Origin of the sequence: Calothrix sp. 336/3 (assembly GCF_000734895.2) — a bacterium.
In the GTDB taxonomy this organism is placed as follows: domain Bacteria; phylum Cyanobacteriota; class Cyanobacteriia; order Cyanobacteriales; family Nostocaceae; genus 336-3.
On record NZ_CP011382.1, the window covers coordinates 3,596,282 to 3,618,045 of the forward strand.

The following is a 21,764-nucleotide window of genomic DNA, read 5'->3' on the forward strand; positions in this document are numbered from 1 at the left end:
CCATGCTCAGTGCTTTAATTTTGCTACCACTAATCGGAGCAGCAATCATTTGCGTCTTGCCTGAGAAGATAGCACCTCAAGCTTCTCGAAGTGTTGCTTTGCTTGTGACTATCGTCGCCTTTATTTTGTCCTTAGTATTAGCCAGTCAGTTCAATACCACAGATATTAAACAACAATTCCAAGAGTTTTTACCTTGGATTGATGCTCTGGGATTAAACTACCACCTGGGTGTAGATGGGTTATCTTTGCCATTATTGGTTTTGAACACCATGTTAACAGCGATCGCTGTGTACAGTACCGATGTGAATATTTCGCGATCGCGTTTCTATTATGCCTTACTGTTGCTACTCAACGCGGGTGTCACCGGTGCATTCCTTGCCCAGGATTTATTATTATTCTTCCTATTCTATGAACTAGAACTGATTCCCCTCTATCTGCTAATTGCTATTTGGGGAGGAGAAAAACGCGGTTATGCTGCTACCAAATTTCTGATTTACACGGCTTTTTCCGGAATCCTGATTCTGGCAAGTTTCCTGGGGATGGTGTGGTTGAGTGATGCTCCCAGTTTTGCATTGGCAACCTTGAACAGCCAAACTCTCCCCTTAGTCACCCAAGTTTGGTTACTCCTAGGTCTTCTGATTGGTTTTGGCATCAAAATGCCTCTAGTCCCCTTTCATACCTGGTTGCCAGATGCCCACGTAGAAGCATCTACCCCGATATCTGTACTTCTAGCAGGGGTTTTGCTGAAATTGGGAACCTATGGATTACTCAGATTTGGGATGAATTTATTACCCGATGCTTGGTCATACTTAGCTCCAGGACTAGCAATTTGGGCAGTGGTGAGCGTGTTGTATGGTTCTTCCTGCGCGATCGCCCAACGAGATATGAAAAAAATGGTAGCATATAGTTCCGTTGGGCATATGGGCTATATATTGCTTGCTGCCGCAGCTGCCACACCCTTGAGTATTTTGGGAGCAGTTCTGCAAATGTTAAGCCACGGATTGATATCTGCGCTTTTATTTCTCCTGGTTGGGGTAGTCTATAAGAAGGCAGGCAGTCGTGATTTGGATGTGATTCACGGATTGCTTAACCCGGAACGTGGAATGCCAGTTATTGGTAGTTTGATGGTTTTGGGTGTGATGGCAAGTGCGGGAATTCCAGGGATGTTTGGCTTTATTACAGAATTTATCCTGTTTCGTGGTAGTTTCCCTATCTTCCCCCTAGAAACACTTCTTTGTATGATTGGTACAGGGTTGACTGCGGTTTACTTCCTCATTTTGACAAATCGCGCCTTCTTTGGACGTTTATCACCCCAGGTGGAAAATTTACCTAGAGTCTACTGGAGCGATCGCGTTCCGGCAATTATCCTCGCGGTATTAATAGTTATTTTTGGCATTCAACCTGGTTGGTTAATGCGATGGACAGAACCTACAACTTCCGCAATGGTACACCCACAAAGTGTTGTGGCAAACATTCATGTCTCTGTAGAGTGATTTTCTGTTCCTCATTTTGAGGAGTATCAAGGAATATCTACTTTCTACTCAATTATTACCTCTATTCTGCTTAGCCCTTGGTAACTGGTGATGTTTGAGCAAGATTTTTGCATCATCCACCCTTACCTCTTCGCAACCCCAAAGCATAGTAGTTTTGTACCAAATTAATATGAAGTTGCATAGAAAAAGAAGAACCCCACCCCATTTTCGCTCCGCTCGAATTTCCCCTCCCCGATTTCGGAGGAGATTAAGGAGTGGGTTTTAATTTTGTGCAGCTTCACGAAGAATTGGTATTAGAGGAAATAAGATTAATCGATTTCCTCTTTTTTATCCCCTATTATCCATTTCCAACAACTATATGGTGAAAAATACATCTACACATAATTCCTTATTTAATGAATATATCCAACGGCTCGAGAGTGGAGGTGCATTACTCCCAGATAATCCCGAAAATGTTTTAGAAGTCGTGGGTATACTCAAGAGCTATGGCATTGTTATTGATGCTTACTCCCACAATCTAATTTATATTGCCAACCATCAATTTCTTAAATTTTTCCCTTTCTTTAAATATTTCAATGGTAAAGTTTCTTTACCCCAACTTTTACGTCACTGGTGGCACGATCGCATTAACTTTGAATATGCTGAATATTGCATGAAAGCTATGTTTTGGCACGGTGGTGGGGGTTTAGATAATTATTTAGATACAAAGGATTTTAAGCAAAGAGCGCAAGCAGTAATTGCGGCAAAATTTAAAAATAATTTCTTTATCCTGGGTATCAATGAATTATTTCCTGACTTTCTGATTGAACAATTGAGAGTATCTGCTTATTACAGTGGATTAGGTCAATTTTGGCGAGTCATGGCAGATATTTTCCTCAGTCTTTCAGACCTATACGATGTTGGAAAAATTACCACAGTTCCCCAAATAGTAGACCATATTAAATCGGGTTTAGTAGAAGCAGCAAGTAAACCAATTACCTACTCTGTAACAATCCAGGAAAAAGTTTATGAATTGTTACCTACTTCCTTAGGTTTAACTTTTCTTGCTGATACGGCAGTTCCCTATGTGGAAGCAGTTTTCTTTCGAGGAACACCATTCCAAGGTACAGTTTCCTACAATGCCCAAGCGTACCAAATTTCCCCTGACCAGTCGAGATTCCAGTATGGAGCTTTGTATGCAGATCCACTACCTATTGGGGGTGCAGGTATTCCTCCAACTCTGTTAATGCAGGATATGCGTCATTTTCTGCCAGAATATCTTCACAAAATTTACCGTGATAGTCCCAGGGGTGAGGATGACTTACGGGTGCAAATTTGTATGAGTTTCCAAAAGTCGATGTTTTGTGTTACCACTGCTGCTATTTTGGGATTAATGCCCTATGCAGTAGATACCCAAGATATTCGTGAGCAGCAAGAAAATCGGGTGTTTTTAGAAAAATGGTTGGAGAGACTGAAAAATTCCCGGTTACAAACTGTTAATAGCTAACATTTGCTCTTCCTGGGATTGAGAAAATTAAATTTTGCCAGTTTTTAGCCTACTAGATGGTAGACACACAATTTCTGTAATGCAATCTGTGCGGTTTACCGTATCTGTTGCCATATTTGCCAAAGCTGGTGTTAGCTTGGAAATATCACCGTCTATCTTATGAGATTAATAGGAGGCTAAAATGGATTTTGTGCGAATTGTCTGTGCGATTTTGCTACCACCCTTGGGAGTTTTTCTGCAAGTGGGTTTTGGTCTGGACTTTTGGATTAATATACTTTTAACTTTGTTTGGTTATATTCCTGGAATCGTCCATGCAGTTTGGATAATTGCCAAGAAATAAGCTGATAAAAAAATCCCCTAGGGTATGATACCAGGGGAGTTAGCTATATATTTCGTGATATTTTTTTTTGCAAAGACTATAGCTGAGTTCTATCTGTCAAAATTTCGTAGCCTGTATCTGTCACCAATACGGTATGCTCAAATTGGGCTGATAGGGATTTATCAACTGTTACGGCAGTCCAACGGTCAGAGAGAATGCGTGTCACCTTAGAACCTGCATTCAGAATTGGTTCTATGGCTAGTGTCATTCCTGCTCGTAGCTTAACGTTAGGCATTTCTCGAGTTCGGAAGTTAAACACGGATGGTTCTTCGTGTAGATTACGACCAACACCGTGACCTGTAAAGTCTTCGACTACACTAAACCCATTAGATTTAACATGGTCTTCAATAGCACCAGCAATATCCATAAGGTAGTTGCCAGCTTTTACCTGCTCAATACCTTTATATAGGCATTCTTCTGCTACACGAATCAGTTTTGCTGCTTCCGGAGTGACATCTCCCACGGCAATTGTAATACAGGAGTCACCGTGAAAACCCTGATAAAAGGCTCCGGTATCTACCTTGAGAACATCTCCTGTACGAATAACTTTTTTGTTGTTGGGAATACCGTGAACAACTTCGTCATTGATGCTGGAGCAGATGGAAGCAGGGAAACCGTGATACCCTTTAAAACTTGGTGTTGCACCCATTTCTCGGATGCGCTTTTCCGCATGAGCATCTAAGTCAGCAGTTGTCATTCCTGGCTGAACCAACTCAGAAATTTCTTTGAGTACTGTGGCAACAATCTTAGCTGATTGCCGCATAATTTCGATTTCGCGGGGTGATTTAATTTCAATCCCTCGACGTTGTCTCTTGGGTTGTGTTGGTTGAGTTGGTTGAGAAAGCAGGTTACTGAGAATGTTCATGGGGAAAATTATATTTTTTGGAGCCTTGGGATAGTTTTATCTAAGGGATTAGCCACAGAATCCTGTAGATTATGGTGAAAATAATATCTACTAAATATTTACTGCTCTATTTCTCATCGTCTAGGGATGAAAGTTTAATTTCTATGGCTGTTAAGCAACAATATCTATATTTAAGTTAACGTATTTTGCCACTGACATAAATAGTCAGGAAAGGCAAAGAGGAAGGGTTTGGTTTGCCATTAACTTTTGATCATGATATCCCCTGTCATCCCTGCTTCGCTGTGTCCGGGGATGGTACAACGTAAATTATAGGTTCCTGGTTTCATGGGAACGAATATCCATTCTGCTGTTGCACCTGGTTTGAGTTCGACATCATGGATTGCTCCTTTGACTTCGACTTTACCGGCTTCGATTTTTTGTGTCCAGATACCATCGGTAAAGTCTTTGGCTGTAAAGTAGTGTTTGAGACTACTAGGATTATTGAGTTGAAGTGTGTAACGCTTGCCTGCGGTAAATTCTAAATGATTGGGGAAGAATTTGATGTCGTTGTTGCTATTACCAAGACTAACTTCGATTTTCGTGGGTGGTTGCTGAAGGATATTATTTGTTGCAGCGATCGCCACTCCTCCATGATTGCAACTGATAGTCAACCACAGCGTCAAAAAAAGACAAATTTTTATTGCGATTTTTATCATATATATACTTATCAGTCAATCCGCGTTTATATTTTGTAACCTAAATACTATTGAATTGTTTCAGCAATAATTTGAGGTCCAGCGGTGACTACTATAATTTTATCTGGATGGAGTAACTCCCGCGCAGCTTGGTTTACTTGTTTGAGGTTGACTGCTTTAATTTTTTGAGTGAAGTGACGTAATTCTTCATTTTTCAAGCCGTAAATTTCATTGATAGCCATGCGGTAAGCTAATTCCTCGGGGTTAGCCAGAGAAACATTGTAGTTGCTGATCAGGGTATTTTTAGCAGTTTCGACTTCATTGCTACTGACACCAAATCGATGAATTTGCCTTAGTAATTTTCTGGTGCTGGCGATCGCCTTGGTAGCATCTTCAGGAGCAGTTTGCATTTCAATCAAAAATGTGCCGTTGTTTTTGCCAACCTGGAAAGTGCTGTAAATTCCGTAGGTTAAACCTTGGCGATCGCGCACTTCTACCCCTAAACGACTAGATAGGGTATCACCACCGAAAATCTGATTTAAGACCAAGGCTGCATAGTATCGTGGATCTTGACGACTAATTCCTGCACCCCCCATATAGGTAATTGCTTGTGCTTTTCCTGGTAGTACGGGGTTCATGCGGATAATTTTGCTGGGCAAATTCACGGCAGGATATTTGAGTGTTGGTGGTTTACCCGTTGCTTCCCAAGAGCCAAAAAAATCTAAGATTAGCGATCGCACCTGGGTAGAAGAAAAGTCTCCCACAAGGGATAATACTGTAGTGTCAGGACGATAATGTTTTTCGTAGAAAGCCATCACATCTTGACGACTAATATTTTCTAAACTTTTTTCTGTGGGAAAAGTGTGTAAAGGATGCTTTTTCGGATACACCGACTGAACAAAAATTCTCCTGGCAACAGCAGAAGGATTATCCAACTCCTGTTTTAATTCAGTTATGGCTTTATGACGACTAATTTCTAATTCTTGTGTTGGAAAAACGGAATTCTGTACGACATCAGCGAGGGATTGTAAGAGAATCGGTAAATCTCCAGCTAAAGTGCTACCTTGAATTTCCACACCTTCTCGATAGGTATTGAATTTAAGATTTGCTCCCCGCTCTTCTAAAGTTTTAGTAATTGTGAATGCATCTTGTGTGGTTGTGCCATTCATCAAGTTATCAGTCACTAAGGATGCTAAACCAGATTTTTCTTCGGGGTCAAACTCAGTTCCAGCTTTAATATAACCACTAAGTGTCACCGTTGGTGTACTTTTATCTGGTAATAGCAGTACACGAATACCATTCGGTAAATTGAATTGTTGGGGTAAACTTTGAATCGTAGTGACATTTTTCCTGTCTAAGGGTGGTAAATACCTGAAGACTTCTCTGGGATTTTCCGGAGCCTCACTCGAAAAACTTTCTGCGATTTGAGTTGTTTTATTCTTATTAATATTTACTTGTTGTGATTGCTGTTGATTTGGCTGGAAATATCCAACTGTGCGAGCGGTAGCTATGAGATACTGTTGGGCAACACGTTGTACATCCTTTGCTTGCACTTGACGTACCTGTGTCAAATATCTATCACTGTAGCGATAATCCCCTGCTGTGGTTTCGTCAGTACCTAATTGCATCGCTTGACTGGTGATATCACGATTATTCAAAATCATGGAAGCTTCTAGCTGTTTTTTCGCTCGTTTGACTTCTTCCTCTGTAACTCCTATTTCCTGGAAGTTGGCGATCGCTTCCTGTAGTACCTGATCTATTTTGACTAAATCTTCATTTGCAGATGCAGTGAGAGAGATTTCGTACCAACCACCATCCAACAAGCTCATCACCGAACCATTCACGCCACTGGCTAAACCAGATTCTACCAAGGCTTGATACAAGCGCGAGTTCCGACCTTCTGTCAAAATATAATTCATGACATCTAACAGAGGAATATCAGGATGATTCACATCTGGTACAGGATATACCCCGTGAATCAGCGCACCTGCACCTGGTTCTTTTAAGATGATAGGAGTGTTGATTTTTGCCGTGCTACTGATTTTTTGTCTAACTTGGCTAATATTTCCACTCTTGGGTATCTTCGCAAAGGTTTTTTCGACTTTTCTTAATAATTGATTCGTGTCGAAATCGCCAACAACAATTAATACTGCATTATTTGGACTATAGAAATTACGATAATATTTACGTACCTGTGCAACTGGAAACTTTTCCACATCAGATTTTGTTCCACCTACAGGTAAACCATAGGGATGGTGGGGAAATGCTGCTTGCATTACCGCGCGACTCAAACGGTACTCTGAACTATTTTCATAACCCTGAAGCTCGGAAATTACAACTCGCTTCTCACTCACCAGTTGTTGGGCATCTATGAGAGAGTTTTGCATCCTATCTGCTTCTAACAGTAGCAATGCGTCCAATTTGTCTCTTTCAGCAGTTCCATAGTATGCCGTTTGGTCATAACTAGTAAAGGCATTAGAATCACTACCCAAAGCACTGAACAAACGTCCAAATTGAATGGGGCGACTTTTAGTACCTTTAAACAGCATATGCTCTAGCTGGTGAGCAATCCCATTTATCCCTGCTTCCTCGTTACGAGAACCAACTTTATACCATACCTGAACTGTGACTACTGGTGCAGCATGGACTTCCTTCGTCAATACAGTCAAGCCATTTTTCAATAAAGTTTTTCTGACGTTACCAGTAACAGAAGTATTAGTTGTACTTTGCGCTACTTCAGACACCAGAGTATTTACCTCTGTCGCATCTGCTCGCAGTTGACTATAAGCCGAACCATCGTGAAGGATGAATACTGCAATTAACCAGAGAATTAGCAGGAAAAATGAAACAAAGTATCTACGCAATGTGGAAAACACAGACTTTTGACTAATGATTGAGCCTGTAAATAAAATCACAGACGTTTCGTACGAATATAGTTTAATCCCTTGCTGAATTTTGTTGCCTCGGCAACAGTACAGAAAAAGAATATTCTATAAATGAAGGTAATATAAATCTACCAGTATTTTCTAATGATTGCTTGGCGAGATGCCATCAGAAACACTCATTTTATCCCCTATTTTAACCTACTTGTTTAGGTATTTTTGACTATTAATACTAGCAGTATTAAGTAATTGCACGTATAAATTCTAGGGGTAAGCCATCCGTATCTGCGATAAATGCTACTTCATAGATGCGATCGCCAATTTGTTGTTGACAGGGTTCTAGAAGTATTTGCAACGGTTGAAGTTGCGTATTTTCAGTGAAACGAATCTTGATAATTTCCAAGTAACTAGGTAAATCTGGGGTAATTTCCGTCAAATCGAAGGAAAGATGATAGTAACCTACGTAATGCTCATCCGTAAAGGCATCTGGAGCTGGTTTAGGCTGGGGTATCTGAATTAATTCAATTCTCCCCCCTAAACCCTCTAGCCAACAAGCCAGGGTATAACCTGTGGTGAAGCGCTCACAGACAGTAAAACCCAACTGCTCGTAGAAGGCGATCGCCCGATGAATATCTGCTGTACGAATAGAAGCGTGATGCATAGGATATTGGGATACGAGATTTTGCCTTTGATTGTGCTACTGAATCACCCATCCTTCAAAGAACAGAACTATTCAAACAAGCGAAAATAAGGATAACGCACTGGCACACCCGGCTCCTTATCCAAATCAAAATTAATCACTTCCCAGCAGGGTTCTTCTTGGGGATCTGGACTAAATTCCACGGGTAAACCATACAAGCGTGCCGTTGCTACCTCCGATTGTCCCCCGCGCCATGGTGTACTTCTCTCCAAATAACCACTCATCAGTTCCTGATAGCGCCGAGCGATAATTACCTTGGTTGCGCGGTATCCCTGAGTATACAACTTATCCAGTGCCTCATGGATTTCAAAACGAATGCCATCAGGATGGGTGTGCTGACGATACCAATCATGATTCCACCTACGCCAATGTCTTCCAGATTGGAGGTGAATTAATTCCCCCGTATCTGGATTCGCTTCAAAAGCACCGTGACGGGGACAAAGATAGGTATCAGTCAGTGTCAATGCCGGAATAACTTGCCGACAATGGGGACAATGGATTTCCGGACCAAATATAGGGTACTGCAAGCTTGCTGGATTCATCATGAAGTGTAAAGAAACATATTATTTTGTTTTCTTGCCCAACGGTTTTGAGTGCTAAATGCTGGGTACGGAGTGCTGTAAATTGCGGCTGCAAAAGTCTTGAGCAAAATGGTTTGTCAGGATTATAAGCACTCGATTATCATGACTCACCACCACTGAACAGTCGCTTTGGTTTTTTTTAACACTTCTGCTCCACCTCATCTGGGTATCTACTTATTACTGCCTCGGTGAGCGGACTTAAAGCCGTGATATTCTGGTTTTTGCGACCAGCTGCCGAGTTGCAGTTGTTCCAGTTTACCTGGGTACCATATTCCTATTCTACCGTGTCTAACCCTTCCTACTGGTCATCTGTTGATATTTCTCAAGCTGCCTTCGTTGCCGATAACGCGATCGTGATTGGTAATGTCAAAATTGCTGCTGGAGCTAGTGTTTGGTATACAGCGGTTGTGAGAGGAGATGTAGAACTGATAGACATTGGTAAATATACTAATGTGCAAGATGGTGCTATTCTCCACGGAGACCCAGGAAAACCGACTATTCTAGAAGATTACGTTACCATTGGTCATCGTGCCGTAGTTCATTCAGCCCATATAGAAACAGGCTGTTTAATTGGGATTGGGGCGATTGTATTAGATGGCGTGCGTGTGGGAGCCGGTTCCATTATTGGTGCAGGTGCTGTTGTCACCAAAAATGTGCCTCCCTTATCCCTGGTGATGGGAGTTCCTGGTAAGGTTGTGCGCCAAGTTTCCACCGCAGAAGCCCAAGAACTCATAGAACACGCTGAACGTTACCAAAAGTTAGCCCTTGTTCATGCTGGTAAAGGTACAGATAGGGGATTTTAAGTAAATTAATGAGTAATGAGTAATGAGTGGGGAGCAAGGGAAAAATTATAGTTTTCTTGCCAAGAGGGATTTAAACCCCCAAAATTATCTGTACTCAGAAGCAGAAATACTTAATACCATTTCTCTAAACTCCGGCTACAGATAATTCTCACCCTGCCCTCTGCTGCTATGTATAGCTTTATTTTGGAGAATTAGTATTATTTTCAAGATACGTAGCACAAGAGATAATACGCCCAGCAGTAAAACCCCCAGAGGCGAGCGAAATCAAGCATTCACCAAATCTGTAAACATTCTTTACAAATTTATTTAAGAAAAATTGCCAACTTCAGCTAAAAATAAAAAATGAGAAGTGTTGACAAAACTTTAATTTCTACTTACGAGAGGGGTTGACAAATGGACATTGATATGCGTGTAGCTGTAGTTTTAGCTCCCGTGGCGATCGCGGCTGGTTGGGCAGTATTCAACATCGGTGCTGCGGCTTTAAGACAAATCCAAAACTTTTTAAACAAAGAAGCATAAATATTATTTATCGCTTGATTTTGATTATCAGCTTGTAAACAACCGGCTGTTTCCCAACAGAAGCAGTCGGTTTTGTTCATGATTGTTACTCTGTTCCTTCATCCTTCCCTATCCGTGAATATCGATTCCCTACTACAACCGTTCCAGCGCTTTGGCGTCAACCTAGGATTAGAACGCATTCGCCAATTGTTAGCAAATCTTGGTAATCCCCAGGAGCGAGTTCCTGTGATTCACGTTGCGGGTAGCAATGGCAAAGGTTCAGTATGTGCCTACCTATCTGCGGTTTTTACTGAGGCAGGTTATCGTACAGGACGCTACACATCACCCCACCTAGTTGATTGGACGGAAAGAATTTGTATCAACCAGCAGCCCGTATCCTATGATGCCCTGTGTCAATTAATACAAGAAGTACAGACTGCTGTAAATCCAGAGACAGAATCACCAACACAATTTGAAGTGATTACTGCTGCCGCATGGTTATATTTTGCGCAACAACAAGTAGATATTGCTGTAGTAGAAGTGGGATTAGGGGGACGTTTAGATGCCACTAACGTTTGTGATAATCCCCTAGTCAGTGTGATTACTTCTATCAGTCGAGAACATTGGCAACAATTAGGAGATACCCTAGGAGAAATTGCTGGAGAAAAAGCTGGTATTATCAAAGCTGGGTGTCCCGTTGTTATGGGAATATTACCAGAAGAAGCAGAAACCGTGGTGCGATCGCGCTGCATAAATTTAGCATCTTCCCTGATTCAACCCCAACCTGCTCAAGAAATATCCCCAGGAATTGCCAAGTACAAATCAATTACCTATCCCCTACCATTGCCGGGGCAAATTCAACTTTGTAACTCAGCTTTAGCCCTAGCAACTATTGAAATTATCCAAGAAAAAGGATGGCAAATTAGTACAGATGCCATTATCAATGGTATGGGAAAAACCCAGTGGCTAGGCAGGATGCAATGGACTACTTGGCAAAATCATCAACTATTAATTGATGGCGCTCATAACCCTGCTGCTGCTAAGGTTTTACGTAATTATATAGATAGCTTAGAACTAGAAAAAAAACAATCCTCTGTAGATATTTATTCCTATCCATCTATCACTTGGGTTATGGGAATTTTATCAACAAAAGACCACAGTAAAATTTTCCAAGAATTATTAAAACCAGGAGATAGACTTTATTTAACTGCTGTACCTGATCACAGTTCAGCCAAACCGGAAGATTTAGCAAACCTTGCTCTGAATATTTGCCCAGAATTAGCTGAATGTCAAATCTATTCTGATGTATTTACAGCCCTAGAAGCCGCCTTTGCTGCACCACATAATTTAGTTTGTCTATGTGGTTCCTTATATCTAATTGGTAAATTTTTAGGTAATGCCAATTCTGTCTAATTTGCAGCGAATATACTTGTGAAATTATTCATCCTTCATCTCAGTCCATCTGATTATCTAATTCTGTAGCTAGATTTTCAATAATTGGTATATGTGTATTTGTTCGACAATAATCTTCATATTCTCTATAACTTTACGCTATGCCTGTTCATAGGTTAGAAATTGCATAACATCCCTTGATAGACAGGGTTACTACGCGCTCAGACGGAATTACCTAAATTAGACGATTAATCATTTGTCAATATTTGCAACATTTGAAAATATTCGTAAGAACTACGTTGACGTAGGCATTTCAATAATTGATCATGGAATTGGGTTGAGTGTTATCTGATACCTAGCTATATTTCCTTATGATATCTCTCGCCCCTTTTTGCAGCTATTTCCACCTTTATCAAGACTTTGTAAACTTTTGTTAGGTGGTTAAGTTAAATTCTAAAGAACTATTCTCAGGAGAATATAACAATGTTTAGAGCAATGGCTTCGGAAGCACTGGGATTGAGTGAAATCGGCTCTATAATTCAGCCCCAAGATTTTAATAAGGTTGATGCTGATGATTATTTATTTCATGAAGATGGTGAAAAAATATTTTTCTTAATTAAGTCTAAGAAAGACGAGTACTGTTTTACCAACCTTGCATTAATTCATGTAGATGGTTTGACAGCTACTTCCTCCAAGCGTTCTATCAAAAGATATGAATATGCTTCGGAGATGATTTCAGGTGTAACCTTAGAAACAGCTGGAACCATAGATATGGATATAGAATTGAAGTTTAACATTGGAGCAAATTCGTTCCTTATCAATGTGCGCAAGGACTTTATCGAACAATTAAAGGATATCTATAAAACCTTGATTAGCATTAGTAAGCGCCAGCATACTGATAGTATTTGTAGAGAGAATGCACTTAAAACCTTAAATGCCATTGCATCTATGTACAAGATTAGTAGTGTAGCTTCTGGAGATGCAATCAAAACTCAATTCAATGATATTCTGACAAACCTAAATTCCACGATGTTGGTAAGTTATACAAAACGTGACTTTAGTGATGTTTTTGGCAAATATATCCGCTCTTAGGGAATAGTTATTTAGTATTTATATTCACTCTGCGATTTGCTGGGTAACGTAAATACTAAATATTCTAAAAACAGTCACGATTTCAGAAAAAATCAGAGAATTGTGGGCGATCGCCCTGAATTTATTTCACCCCATCACCCCCAAAATACCCAATCTTTCTCCCATAGATGCTTTGTCTGTATCCATTTTTTGCACCTAGGTGAGTAAATGTTTGGGAATGTCATCGGTGAATTGAATCAGGCGATCGCCCACTCCAGCACTCATCGCGATAATCAGCTTCTAGATAATATTCCTACCCCTAGTTGTGTCAGTGAATACAACCACTGCTATCTCCTTGACACCGTTTACTAGGGGAAATTCCTGCACACAACTTTTGACTGTTGTGACTTGGATAATGTATTTAGGATACTTAAATACTCAAGTTTCCCACTAATGTTAGCGATTATTCCATTCACTAGCAGCATCTTCTACCGCTTTATCTACAGTTTTTTCACCTAACATTGCCGCTTGTAGATTTTCATAAATAGCTTTTTGCAAGATATTAAAATCCTTAAAAGCAGGGATTAAAACTTCTGCTGTTTTTAGTTCTCCAGCACTCATAACCCTAGCTTTTTCTAATGTAGAAGCATTAGCAGGAACATCCTTAAAATAAGTATCAGCTAAAGCTTTATTTGTTGATGGTAAAACATTAGCCTTTTTAGCAAAAGCTAGTTGATTCGCATCATTAGTCAGAAATAAAGCAAACTTTAAAGCCGCATCCGGATTTTTACTTTCCTTCGGAATCACAACATTCATTACCGCCACATTTTTCTTACCAGTTTCCCCAGTGATTTGCGGTGCAGTTGCCGAGACTTCAGCTATTTTTGGTGCATTCTTGGCGATCGCCTTCAAAAACTCCGCCCCTGAAGCTAAAAATGCCGTATCTCCAGCTTGGTATAAATCTATCGCCCGTCGGTGCCCCTGGGTAGTGACTTCCTTCGGCAACAAACCCTTTTTATATAAATCTACCCAATACTGAAAAGCAGCTTTTCCTTGGGAAGAATTAAAACCAGCTTTACCCTCCCCATCCACCAAAGTTACACCCATCTGCACAAAGCTTTCTAGCACCTCCGCAGAATCCTGCGGCACAAAGGTAGCAAAAAAAGCATACTTACCAGTTTTTACTTTGATTTTCTCAGCTGCCTCTGCTAATTCCGTATAAGTACTGGGTACTTTATTGATACCTGACTGTTTTAATAAATCGGTGTTATAAATGGTTAGCCGGGTGGTGAGATACCAGGGAATACCGAAGCTCTTACCATTTAATGTACTGGCTTTCCAGATATTCTCTAAATAGGAGGAACGCACGTCATTCGGAACCTTTGCATCTAAATCTAACCAGGCATTGCGTCCTGCTAGTTGAGAAGCAAAACCCGGATTCAAGTTCACAACATCAGGTGGCGTTTTTGCGGAGACAGCTGTTAAAATTTTGTTCTCCATTTCTGACCAGGGTACATCAACCCAGTTAACTTTTATACCTGGATTCTGTGATTCAAAGTTTACAATCAGGTTTTGAAAGTAGTCAGTAAATTGGGGCTTGAGTTGCATTGTCCAAAACTCGATTCCACCTGTATTCGAGGTGGTTTGTTTGTTATTGCTGCTCACATTACCTGTGCTGCAACTGACAATCCAACTAGTAACTAAACCGGCTACCAGCCAAACAGTCAACTTTTTCCATCTTTGAGCAAATTGTTGTATTGAAACCATCGTAATTATAGTTTTCAGCTTGATCGGGGTAAAACGTTTATGCGGAATTTTCGAGATTATAGGCTAGAACAATTATCAAGTATAGGCTGCCTGTTATAAGTGTCCCTAGAAATACTACAGCCCTTAAGGAATTATTGGTACTGAATACAACATCAGGGATAGAAAAAGATGAAAAAACTCTGTTTATATTCAGTATTCAGCACTCCTGGCTCATAAAAATTACATTTTCAATTTCTGAAATTTTCTCATTAGTCCGACGAGCAAAACAGTGGTGAAAAGCTTAAATGGTCTGTTTGGTAAAAAAAATACAGGTGTTGGCATCGAACTTTCGCCGCAGCGCGTCAATATTGCACGATTGCGGAAACAACGCCAAGGTTTAAAAATAGAAACCTTAACATCGATACCAGTCCCCGAAGGTGTATATGTAGATGGTCAAATTGCTGATCCACCGGCAATGGCACAGATTATCCAGCAAGGTTTAGCAGAAAGTAAGCTGAAGGTGACACGGGTTGCAACGGCAGTTACTGGACGCGATTCCATTGTACGTTTAATTCCAGTACCCGCAGAATTGGATGAAAAAGAACTGCGAGAAATGGTCTTAATACCAATTCACGAAAAGCCTGATACAAATAAAGCATCAAGAATAAAATCCCAACCTGTGATGGAAGCAACAATTGATGTGTTTAATTGTGCCAACCGATTCCAGATAAATTCTCTTAATTCATCTAAACTTGGGAAGCTTTCCCAAGTTAAATGCCTTTTAACTTCTTCCCACAATCTCTCTATGGGATTAACTTGAGGTGTATGTGGAGGTTGAAATAACAAAACTATGTTTTCTGGTACTTTCAGATGCTGGCTTAAATGAAAAGCTCCATTATCTAACTGAAGAATATGAATATCTTGAGCATAAGTCTGTGAGAATTTTTCTAAAAAAATATTGAAACAGGCTGTATTTAAATGAGAGAATTCCCAGATAAAATACTCTCCAGTTAATGGTTCCACTAATCCATATAAATAAAAATTATCCCGCTTCCATTGCATAATGCCGATGGGCTTAACTCCTTTTTTAGTAATTAGTCTCCCAGCTTCAGTCTTCAATCCCACACGGCTTTCGTCCCCACACCAATATCTAATTGTTTTTTGTCTATCTACTGGTGCTATGACGTGTTTTTTTATTACTTCTAAGTATTGTGGCAGTTTTTTTTAAATTCTAATTCTGCTTCGCTATCGTATTTTATACCTACTGCTCGCGGCACTTTTAGCTTTGCTTTCATTTGATAGCGCACTGTATCGTGTACTACTTTATATGATGCTTCTATCCCTTCTACTGCTTTTAACCATGTTCGTATTTCCTCATAACTTTTGAATCCCTCCGATTCTTGAAGCTCTTTGTCTAGCTGCTCTCTTACTTGTAAGCTAATTATTGCTGGTCGCCCTGGACTCTTTTTCGTTGTTAATAGACCCTTAATCCCTGACTCTTGATACTCTTTCAACCATCTTTGTACCGTTACCCTTGCCCTTCCTACTACCACCGCTACGTCTTGTATTGTTTTCACCTGTCCTATTTTCAGTAAATACAAAGCTTGAATCCGTTCGAGATTTGATGCTGTTTTTTGTTTTCTCAGCAGTTCATGTAATTCCTCTACTGACTCTGTTATTTCTACTTTGGTGACTCCAGCCATCTTTGCTTGCTCATATTTATTCCTTATCTATCTGTATCATATTTTTCGTTAATTGGTATAAACCATGAGGCAAGCTTATATTTACCCTATCCACGGGAAGAGGCTGATGTAGATTACCAAAAACTTGGGTACTTTGTAGATGAAGATGGCATTGAAAAAGTCAAAGTCCTTTTGGTTGCCACTCGTAAGGATGTAACAGACACCTACATCAGTACTTTTCAAGAGGCTGGACTACAGGTCGATATTTTAGAAATTAATAGCTTTGCTCTGATTCGTACAATTCGTGATCAACTGCGGCAGTATGGACCCCAGGAAGCTGCGGTTTTGGTGAACATTGAGTTTGATAGCACAGAAATTGTCATCATTGTCAATGGTGTGCCAGAGTTTTCTCGAACTGTGCCCATTGGCACTTATCAGATGCAAATGGCATTGTCGCGGGCAATGAATTTACCAGCTTCCAGGGAAATGGACTTATTGATGGGAGTGACAATTCCCACCAGCCCTATGGAAAACAACCGTACAGGGGTGACTGAAGCTAATCCTGGTTTAGCTGCTGTCGTCAGAGTCTTAGGAGAGTTAACTGACGAGTTACGGCGTTCCGTTGATTTTTACTTAAATCAAAGCGAGAACTTAGAAGTGGCGCACATATTACTTGCAGGACCAGGAGGTGGACTCAGCCAATTAGATGAATTTTTTACCCAGCGTTTAAGTATACCTACGAGTCAAATTGACCCCCTTGGTGCTTTGTCTTTGGAAGTAGATGCAGAGAAGTATCCCATCAGTCAGCGTCCTGGTTTGGGAATAGTCCTTGGTTTAGGAATGCGGGAGGTATAGTCGTTTGTATAGTCTAGATATTAACTTTCTCAAAGACCGCCCCACACATCAGGATAAATCTGAAAAGAAAGTCAGGGCGAAACTACCTGCGGGGAGTATGCTACCACTCTACATTGGTGTGGCAGTAGGTTTATCTCTACCAGTTTTGTTTGGAGCGGGGTGGTTTATTTTACAGGCTAAAAATTCGGAATTGGAGCAAATCGTTGTCCAATTAGAACAGGAAAATCAAAAATTAGATACACAACTGAGCAGTATTAACAAAATTAAGGATGAAGTCAATGCAGTTAAGGCTGAAACCCAGTCCCTAGTAGCTGTGTTTGACCAGATTCGTCCTTGGTCTGCCATGTTACAAGATTTGCGCGATCGCATTCCTGCAACAGTGCAAATTGAGAATATCAAACAAACACTACCCTCAGCCCCAGAAGCAGGTAAACCAGAACCCAACCCAGCCGGAGGTGTAGAACTGATAGGATATGCCCGCTCTTTCAATGATGTCAACGACTTCTTGCTAATTCTGCAACAATCCAATTTATTAAACGGCAGTGAAGCCAGAATAACTGGTGCGGAATTAGTCGATGCACCAATAAAAAATCCCATAACCACTACGACTGGTATCAATATCAAACCACCTCAAGTGGTCAGATATACCATCCAATCTAGCCTCAGCAACATTCCCGCATCAGACCTGATGCAAGAATTAGAGCGCAAAGGCACCGTAGGTCTAGTCAGTCGCATTCGTAGTCTGCAAAAAACAGGAGTTCTACAAAGATGACACTGAGTGAAGACATGAATTTTGTTGAGGGCGGAGAGTTTGAAGAAGTCTCATCTTCTGCTCCCGTAGCCTTTGGGATTACTTTCACACCAAAAGTAATTGGTATTCTTGTGGGGGCGATCGGTCTTGTTAGTAGTTTGTACATAGTCTTCAATATGCTGATGCCAGCTTGGGAAGCTTTCCAGCAACAACAAGCTAAACAAAGCGACTTGCAAGGGCAAATTGACCAGAAAAAATCTAGTCTCAAGCAAATTGACGCAGTTAAACAAGAATTAGCTGATGCAAAACTGCAACAAACTCAAGTAATGTCGCTCTTTTCCAACGAAAAGACCTTAGACACTCTCCTACTAGACCTCAATCGTCTGGTTGAGTCTGGAAATGCGCTCTTACCCCTGGGTGTAACTAAAGCCAAACTCAAAAGATTTACCCCCATATCTGCCAAACCTGAAATTATCACTGATGGGTCTCTCGGCAAAAAAATAGACGGCAAACTCAAGCGCACGATTATCAACGTGGAAATTGTCGGCACCTATGAACAGACTCAATCCATACTCCGCAATATTGAACGTTTGCAACCTCTGCTAATAGTTAAGGACTATCAATCGACCCTTGCACCTTCAGAAGTTGCCGACCCGAAAAAACCTTTGGTACGTATGGGTCCAGAAGCTATTACCACATCCTTCCAGCTACAAGCTTTAATGCCATTGAGTCCAGAAGATATTGTTAAAGCGGCAGAACCCAAAAAATAGTACCCATAAACTACTGATATCAGGTTAGTCCAGGATTTTACTCCTGACCTACTGCTAATTCAGTAGATAAGCAGTTGAGAGGCAAGTAGTTGTTATTAGCAATTAGCAATTATCAACTACCCAATACCTAGTAATTAACAAAAATAGTTTTTAATGTGAGGAATGAACTGTGAAACAACTTCACGGTAGAAATGTCATATTTGCTGCTACCACAATTGCCATATTTGCCACCCAACCTGTAATGGCACAGGTTTCTCAGGTGACCAATGTACAGATAAAACAGGTAGATGGTGCTATTAATATTGTTTTGAAAACATCTACTAGCACTCGTCCACAAGTTTTTACTACCCAACGGGGTAAGACTTTAGTTGCAGATTTAATTAATACTCAATTACGTCTATCCCAAGGTAATAACTTCCGTGAAGATAATCCGATGCCGGGAATTGCTTCTGTAGAAGTGTCTCAATTGGATGCCAATAGTGTGCGAGTCATTGTGACTGGAGAGAAAGGTACTCCTAGCAGTCAACCAGTAGTCCGTAGTGCCGATAAAATTACCCTAGGTTTTGCTCCTGGAGACGGTACTGTGGCTGCAACACCTACACCAGGGGAAACACCCAGGGAGATGAACCCTGAACCTGCTGCACCTGCTGCACCTAATCCCCAAGTTAATATCAGCAACACACCCGCAGCACCGGCTGGAGTCGGACAATCCCAAACCCAAGCACCTCCTTTCTTACCTAGGGCAGTTGCTCCACCAGTGGGTGATATTGCGATTTCTCACATGGATGCTTCTCCGAGTGTTGTAGATTTAGGTAGCCAAGAACGAGTCCCCCGCTTGGTATTGAGAGATGCTCCAGTGCGGGAAGTATTATCACTACTTGCTCGCGCAGCCAATTTAAACCTAGCTTATGTCGGTACAGCGAACCCTGCTCAAAGCACTCCTGGGCAGGCTAATTCTGGTAATGATGGTCCAACAATTTCTTTGGATATTCAAAATGAGCCAGTACAAGATGTGTTTAACTACGTTTTACGCCTCAGCAACTTAGAAGCTAACCGTAGTGGACGTACGGTATTTGTGGGACCGAAATTACCTAACTCTGCTCGTGATGTGGTGATGCGGAATATCCGCTTGAACCAAGTTAAGGTTGATACTGCCTTAAGCTTTTTAGTAGCTCTAGGTGCAGAAAGTGCCATCACCCGTGAAAAATTAGTGACTAGTGTGAATGCTGTACCTGTTGGTGGTGCTGCAAATACGGCAGTTACCCAAACCCAAACTACTACGGAACTACAGGTAGATACTCTACGCACTGAGTACCAAGATTCCACTCCATTGTTGCGTGGTTTACAAGCATCTGGTGACCAAAGAACTAACTCTGTCACCTTAGTTGGACCACCTCGTTTAATTGAAGTGGCGATGGCACAACTGACTCAGTTAGATATACGTCGCAGACAGGTCGCGATTAACGTGAAAATCATTGATGTCAATTTGCTCAACATCAAAGATATCAATACAAGTTTCTCCTTTGGCGTTGGCAAGAATTATTTTGTCAATGATTCTGGAACAGCATTTTTAAATTTTGGGAACCGGACTCCTATTGGTGATAATAATGGTTCATTAAACATTGGTAATCGCCTAGATACTTTCCCAAAACGTTTTCTGGCGAGTTTGCAGGCACAGATTACTAATGGTAATGCGAAGGTTTTGACAGACCCCACCATGACTGTACAAGAAGGAGAACAGGCATTAGTGAAGCTGACTTCTCAAGTGTATGCAGGGTTGAAAGAGTCCTCTTCTAGTACATCTACTCAGTCTTCTACAACGAAAGAACCCATCATTAAAGATGCTGGTTTGTCTTTAAGTGTCAAAGTTGATAGAGTTGATGATAATGGTTTTGTTTCACTTTCTGTTGCGCCTACAGTTTCGGCTCCCAGTTCCACCGTTTCGGTTCCTGGAAGTGGTGATATTACATTGCTGGCTGAGAGAAGTTTAACATCAGGCTTAGTACGTTTGCGTGACGGTCAAACCTTGATACTCAGTGGTATTATCCAAGATACTGATAGAGTAAGTGTATCGAAAGTACCAATTCTCGGCGATATTCCTTTGCTTGGTTCCCTGTTTAGAAAAACAAATAAGCAAAACCAACGCCAAGAGGTAATTGTTTTACTGACTCCGCAAATTATGGATGATTCGGAACGTTCATCCTATGGCTACAACTATACACCTAGTCCAGAGGTTCGGGAAATGTTGGAACGTCGAGGGCTAAAGGTTCCAAGATAGTTTGTGGAATTCATAAATTTTGGTAACAGCAATTATCGGGCACAAAACTTTTGTTTGTGCCTTTTTTTTGACTCATCTGATATTCCCTCGGATGGCAAAGTGAAGTATCAGGGCGATCGCGTGGGTGGAACATATTGCATCTCAGAGGAAACCGCTATAAACTTTTATCTTTATTTTTAAAGTATTTATCTTTTTTATTTAAACATTACTTCAAAAAAATTGTCTGATTCTGGCTCGAATATAAAGAATTAACACAACAGCATCTCAGTATTTTTATTTAATTAACTTTGCGGAATCTGTATATCTATTTTGCGGTCAGTATGACATTATTGAGAAATCAAAATACCTAATATTTTTGTGAGATAAACACTCATTTCCTCAGACTTTTAATTAGCTGTTTATAACATCACATAGCGCCATGCCGTGTCTCTTTCTACACAGGTATTGTGCAAAATCTTGCTGTTTTATTATCAATTTATCCAAAAATATGCGTTATCCCCAACAGAAAAATAGTGGTATCTGGAATCAAAATAGAATTATCTTCTGTACCTTATCGACGATTCTATTATTTGCTGGTGGTGGATGTACAGTCAGCTTATTTTTCTCTTCTATAAATATTAAATCTGTCCAATCTAATTTACAATCTAATTATAGTTTTTCCACATCAATTCCTTGGATTAATAACAAGCATGACTGTGAACATACAGCTAGAACTTGGAAAAATGATAAATGCTGGGATGCAGAACATAGTTTGATGTTTTAGCTACAGCTATTGAAATTCAGGTTATTAAACCTAGAAAATAATGCGAATTCTGTTGTGTAAATATTTGTGAGATAAATGCTAGTTACTGGAATTTG

Annotated in this window: 21 protein-coding genes and 2 pseudogenes; 15 read left to right on the forward strand and 8 right to left on the reverse strand. The window is 40.5% G+C overall.

Going from position 1 to position 21,764, the window contains the following annotated elements; genetic code table 11:
• Positions 1 to 2: 2 nt before the first annotated feature.
• The 4 genes from IJ00_RS15130 (at position 3) to IJ00_RS27790 (ending at position 3,319) form a co-directional block, all read left to right on the forward strand.
• Positions 3 to 1,493, forward strand: a complete 1,491-nt coding sequence (locus IJ00_RS15130; RefSeq protein ID WP_035154311.1) for an NADH-quinone oxidoreductase subunit M — start codon at positions 3 to 5, stop codon at positions 1,491 to 1,493.
• A gap of 358 nt (positions 1,494 to 1,851) precedes the next feature.
• Positions 1,852 to 2,979, forward strand: a complete 1,128-nt coding sequence (locus IJ00_RS15135) for a CO2 hydration protein (RefSeq protein ID WP_035154313.1) — start codon at positions 1,852 to 1,854, stop codon at positions 2,977 to 2,979.
• A 34-nt stretch (positions 2,980 to 3,013) separates the two neighbouring features.
• A complete protein-coding gene (locus IJ00_RS29950) occupies positions 3,014 to 3,142 on the forward strand; it encodes a hypothetical protein (protein ID WP_256388798.1) in 129 nt (42 codons plus the stop codon).
• Between the two features lie 18 nt (positions 3,143 to 3,160).
• On the forward strand, positions 3,161 to 3,319 hold the full coding sequence (locus IJ00_RS27790) for a YqaE/Pmp3 family membrane protein (protein WP_035154314.1): 159 nt from the start codon (positions 3,161 to 3,163) through the stop codon (positions 3,317 to 3,319).
• A 76-nt stretch (positions 3,320 to 3,395) separates the two neighbouring features.
• On the opposite strand, the gene map is transcribed toward IJ00_RS27790, so the two are convergent.
• From map to IJ00_RS15165, 5 genes are all read right to left on the reverse strand, one after another.
• Entirely contained in the window at positions 3,396 to 4,223 is an 828-nt protein-coding gene (gene map / locus IJ00_RS15145) for a type I methionyl aminopeptidase (protein ID WP_035154316.1), read from the reverse strand.
• A gap of 239 nt (positions 4,224 to 4,462) precedes the next feature.
• Positions 4,463 to 4,918: a plastocyanin/azurin family copper-binding protein gene (locus IJ00_RS15150; RefSeq protein WP_035154317.1), complete on the reverse strand. Its 456-nt coding sequence runs from the start codon at positions 4,916 to 4,918 to the stop codon at positions 4,463 to 4,465.
• Positions 4,919 to 4,965: 47 nt separating this feature from the next.
• Positions 4,966 to 7,773 (reverse strand): pitrilysin family protein, encoded by a 2,808-nt coding sequence (locus IJ00_RS15155; protein WP_168163489.1) that lies wholly within the window; start codon positions 7,771 to 7,773, stop codon positions 4,966 to 4,968.
• A 247-nt stretch (positions 7,774 to 8,020) separates the two neighbouring features.
• Complete coding sequence (locus tag IJ00_RS15160; protein ID WP_035154319.1) at positions 8,021 to 8,440, reverse strand: VOC family protein; 420 nt, start codon at positions 8,438 to 8,440, stop codon at positions 8,021 to 8,023.
• 68 nt (positions 8,441 to 8,508) lie between these two features.
• A complete protein-coding gene (locus tag IJ00_RS15165; protein ID WP_082127334.1) occupies positions 8,509 to 9,024 on the reverse strand; it encodes a TIGR02652 family protein in 516 nt (171 codons plus the stop codon).
• Positions 9,025 to 9,344: 320 nt separating this feature from the next.
• Between IJ00_RS15165 and IJ00_RS15170 the strand changes: the two genes are divergently transcribed.
• From IJ00_RS15170 to IJ00_RS29095, 5 genes are all read left to right on the forward strand, one after another.
• A complete protein-coding gene (locus tag IJ00_RS15170) occupies positions 9,345 to 9,863 on the forward strand; it encodes a gamma carbonic anhydrase family protein (RefSeq protein ID WP_144416110.1) in 519 nt (172 codons plus the stop codon).
• A 393-nt stretch (positions 9,864 to 10,256) separates the two neighbouring features.
• The gene (locus IJ00_RS27795) at positions 10,257 to 10,382 is read left to right on the forward strand and encodes a photosystem II protein Y (protein ID WP_082127335.1); all 126 of its coding nucleotides are present in this window, start codon (positions 10,257 to 10,259) and stop codon (positions 10,380 to 10,382) included.
• A 114-nt stretch (positions 10,383 to 10,496) separates the two neighbouring features.
• Positions 10,497 to 11,774: a folylpolyglutamate synthase/dihydrofolate synthase family protein gene (locus IJ00_RS15180; RefSeq protein ID WP_035159102.1), complete on the forward strand. Its 1,278-nt coding sequence runs from the start codon at positions 10,497 to 10,499 to the stop codon at positions 11,772 to 11,774.
• 462 nt (positions 11,775 to 12,236) lie between these two features.
• Positions 12,237 to 12,845, forward strand: a complete 609-nt coding sequence (locus IJ00_RS15185) for a PH domain-containing protein (RefSeq protein WP_035154327.1) — start codon at positions 12,237 to 12,239, stop codon at positions 12,843 to 12,845.
• Between the two features lie 207 nt (positions 12,846 to 13,052).
• On the forward strand, positions 13,053 to 13,196 hold the full coding sequence (locus IJ00_RS29095) for a hypothetical protein (RefSeq protein WP_168163490.1): 144 nt from the start codon (positions 13,053 to 13,055) through the stop codon (positions 13,194 to 13,196).
• Positions 13,197 to 13,280: 84 nt separating this feature from the next.
• Here IJ00_RS29095 and IJ00_RS15190 read toward each other — a convergent pair whose 3' ends face one another.
• Complete coding sequence (locus tag IJ00_RS15190; RefSeq protein ID WP_035154328.1) at positions 13,281 to 14,591, reverse strand: sugar ABC transporter substrate-binding protein; 1,311 nt, start codon at positions 14,589 to 14,591, stop codon at positions 13,281 to 13,283.
• Positions 14,592 to 14,859: 268 nt separating this feature from the next.
• On the opposite strand from IJ00_RS15190, the pseudogene pilM (IJ00_RS15195) reads away from it, so the two are divergent.
• Positions 14,860 to 15,192: pseudogene (pilM, locus tag IJ00_RS15195) on the forward strand (type IV pilus biogenesis protein PilM); the annotation flags it as partial.
• Positions 15,193 to 15,200: 8 nt separating this feature from the next.
• Here the strand turns inward: pilM (IJ00_RS15195) and IJ00_RS27800 are convergent.
• Positions 15,201 to 15,788, reverse strand: coding sequence for an IS630 family transposase (locus tag IJ00_RS27800; protein WP_339366987.1), 588 nt, complete (start codon positions 15,786 to 15,788; stop codon positions 15,201 to 15,203).
• Positions 15,773 to 16,273, reverse strand: a complete 501-nt coding sequence (locus tag IJ00_RS15200) for a helix-turn-helix domain-containing protein (RefSeq protein ID WP_035152459.1) — start codon at positions 16,271 to 16,273, stop codon at positions 15,773 to 15,775. Before IJ00_RS15200 ends, IJ00_RS27800 begins: the two co-directional genes overlap by 16 nt.
• A gap of 57 nt (positions 16,274 to 16,330) precedes the next feature.
• On the opposite strand from IJ00_RS15200, the pseudogene pilM (IJ00_RS15205) reads away from it, so the two are divergent.
• From pilM (IJ00_RS15205) to IJ00_RS15225, 5 genes and pseudogenes are all read left to right on the forward strand, one after another.
• Positions 16,331 to 17,107 (forward strand): annotated as a pseudogene (gene pilM / locus IJ00_RS15205) (type IV pilus assembly protein PilM); the annotation flags it as partial.
• Positions 17,108 to 17,111: 4 nt separating this feature from the next.
• Positions 17,112 to 17,879, forward strand: coding sequence for a PilN domain-containing protein (locus IJ00_RS15210; protein ID WP_035154329.1), 768 nt, complete (start codon positions 17,112 to 17,114; stop codon positions 17,877 to 17,879).
• Positions 17,876 to 18,628, forward strand: a complete 753-nt coding sequence (locus IJ00_RS15215) for a hypothetical protein (RefSeq protein WP_035154331.1) — start codon at positions 17,876 to 17,878, stop codon at positions 18,626 to 18,628. The genes IJ00_RS15210 and IJ00_RS15215 overlap by 4 nt, the downstream gene beginning before the upstream one ends.
• A 169-nt stretch (positions 18,629 to 18,797) precedes the next feature.
• On the forward strand, positions 18,798 to 20,906 hold the full coding sequence (locus IJ00_RS15220) for a type IV pilus secretin family protein (RefSeq protein WP_035154332.1): 2,109 nt from the start codon (positions 18,798 to 18,800) through the stop codon (positions 20,904 to 20,906).
• Between the two features lie 487 nt (positions 20,907 to 21,393).
• On the forward strand, positions 21,394 to 21,669 hold the full coding sequence (locus IJ00_RS15225) for a hypothetical protein (protein WP_046814827.1): 276 nt from the start codon (positions 21,394 to 21,396) through the stop codon (positions 21,667 to 21,669).
• Positions 21,670 to 21,764 lie beyond the last annotated feature (95 nt).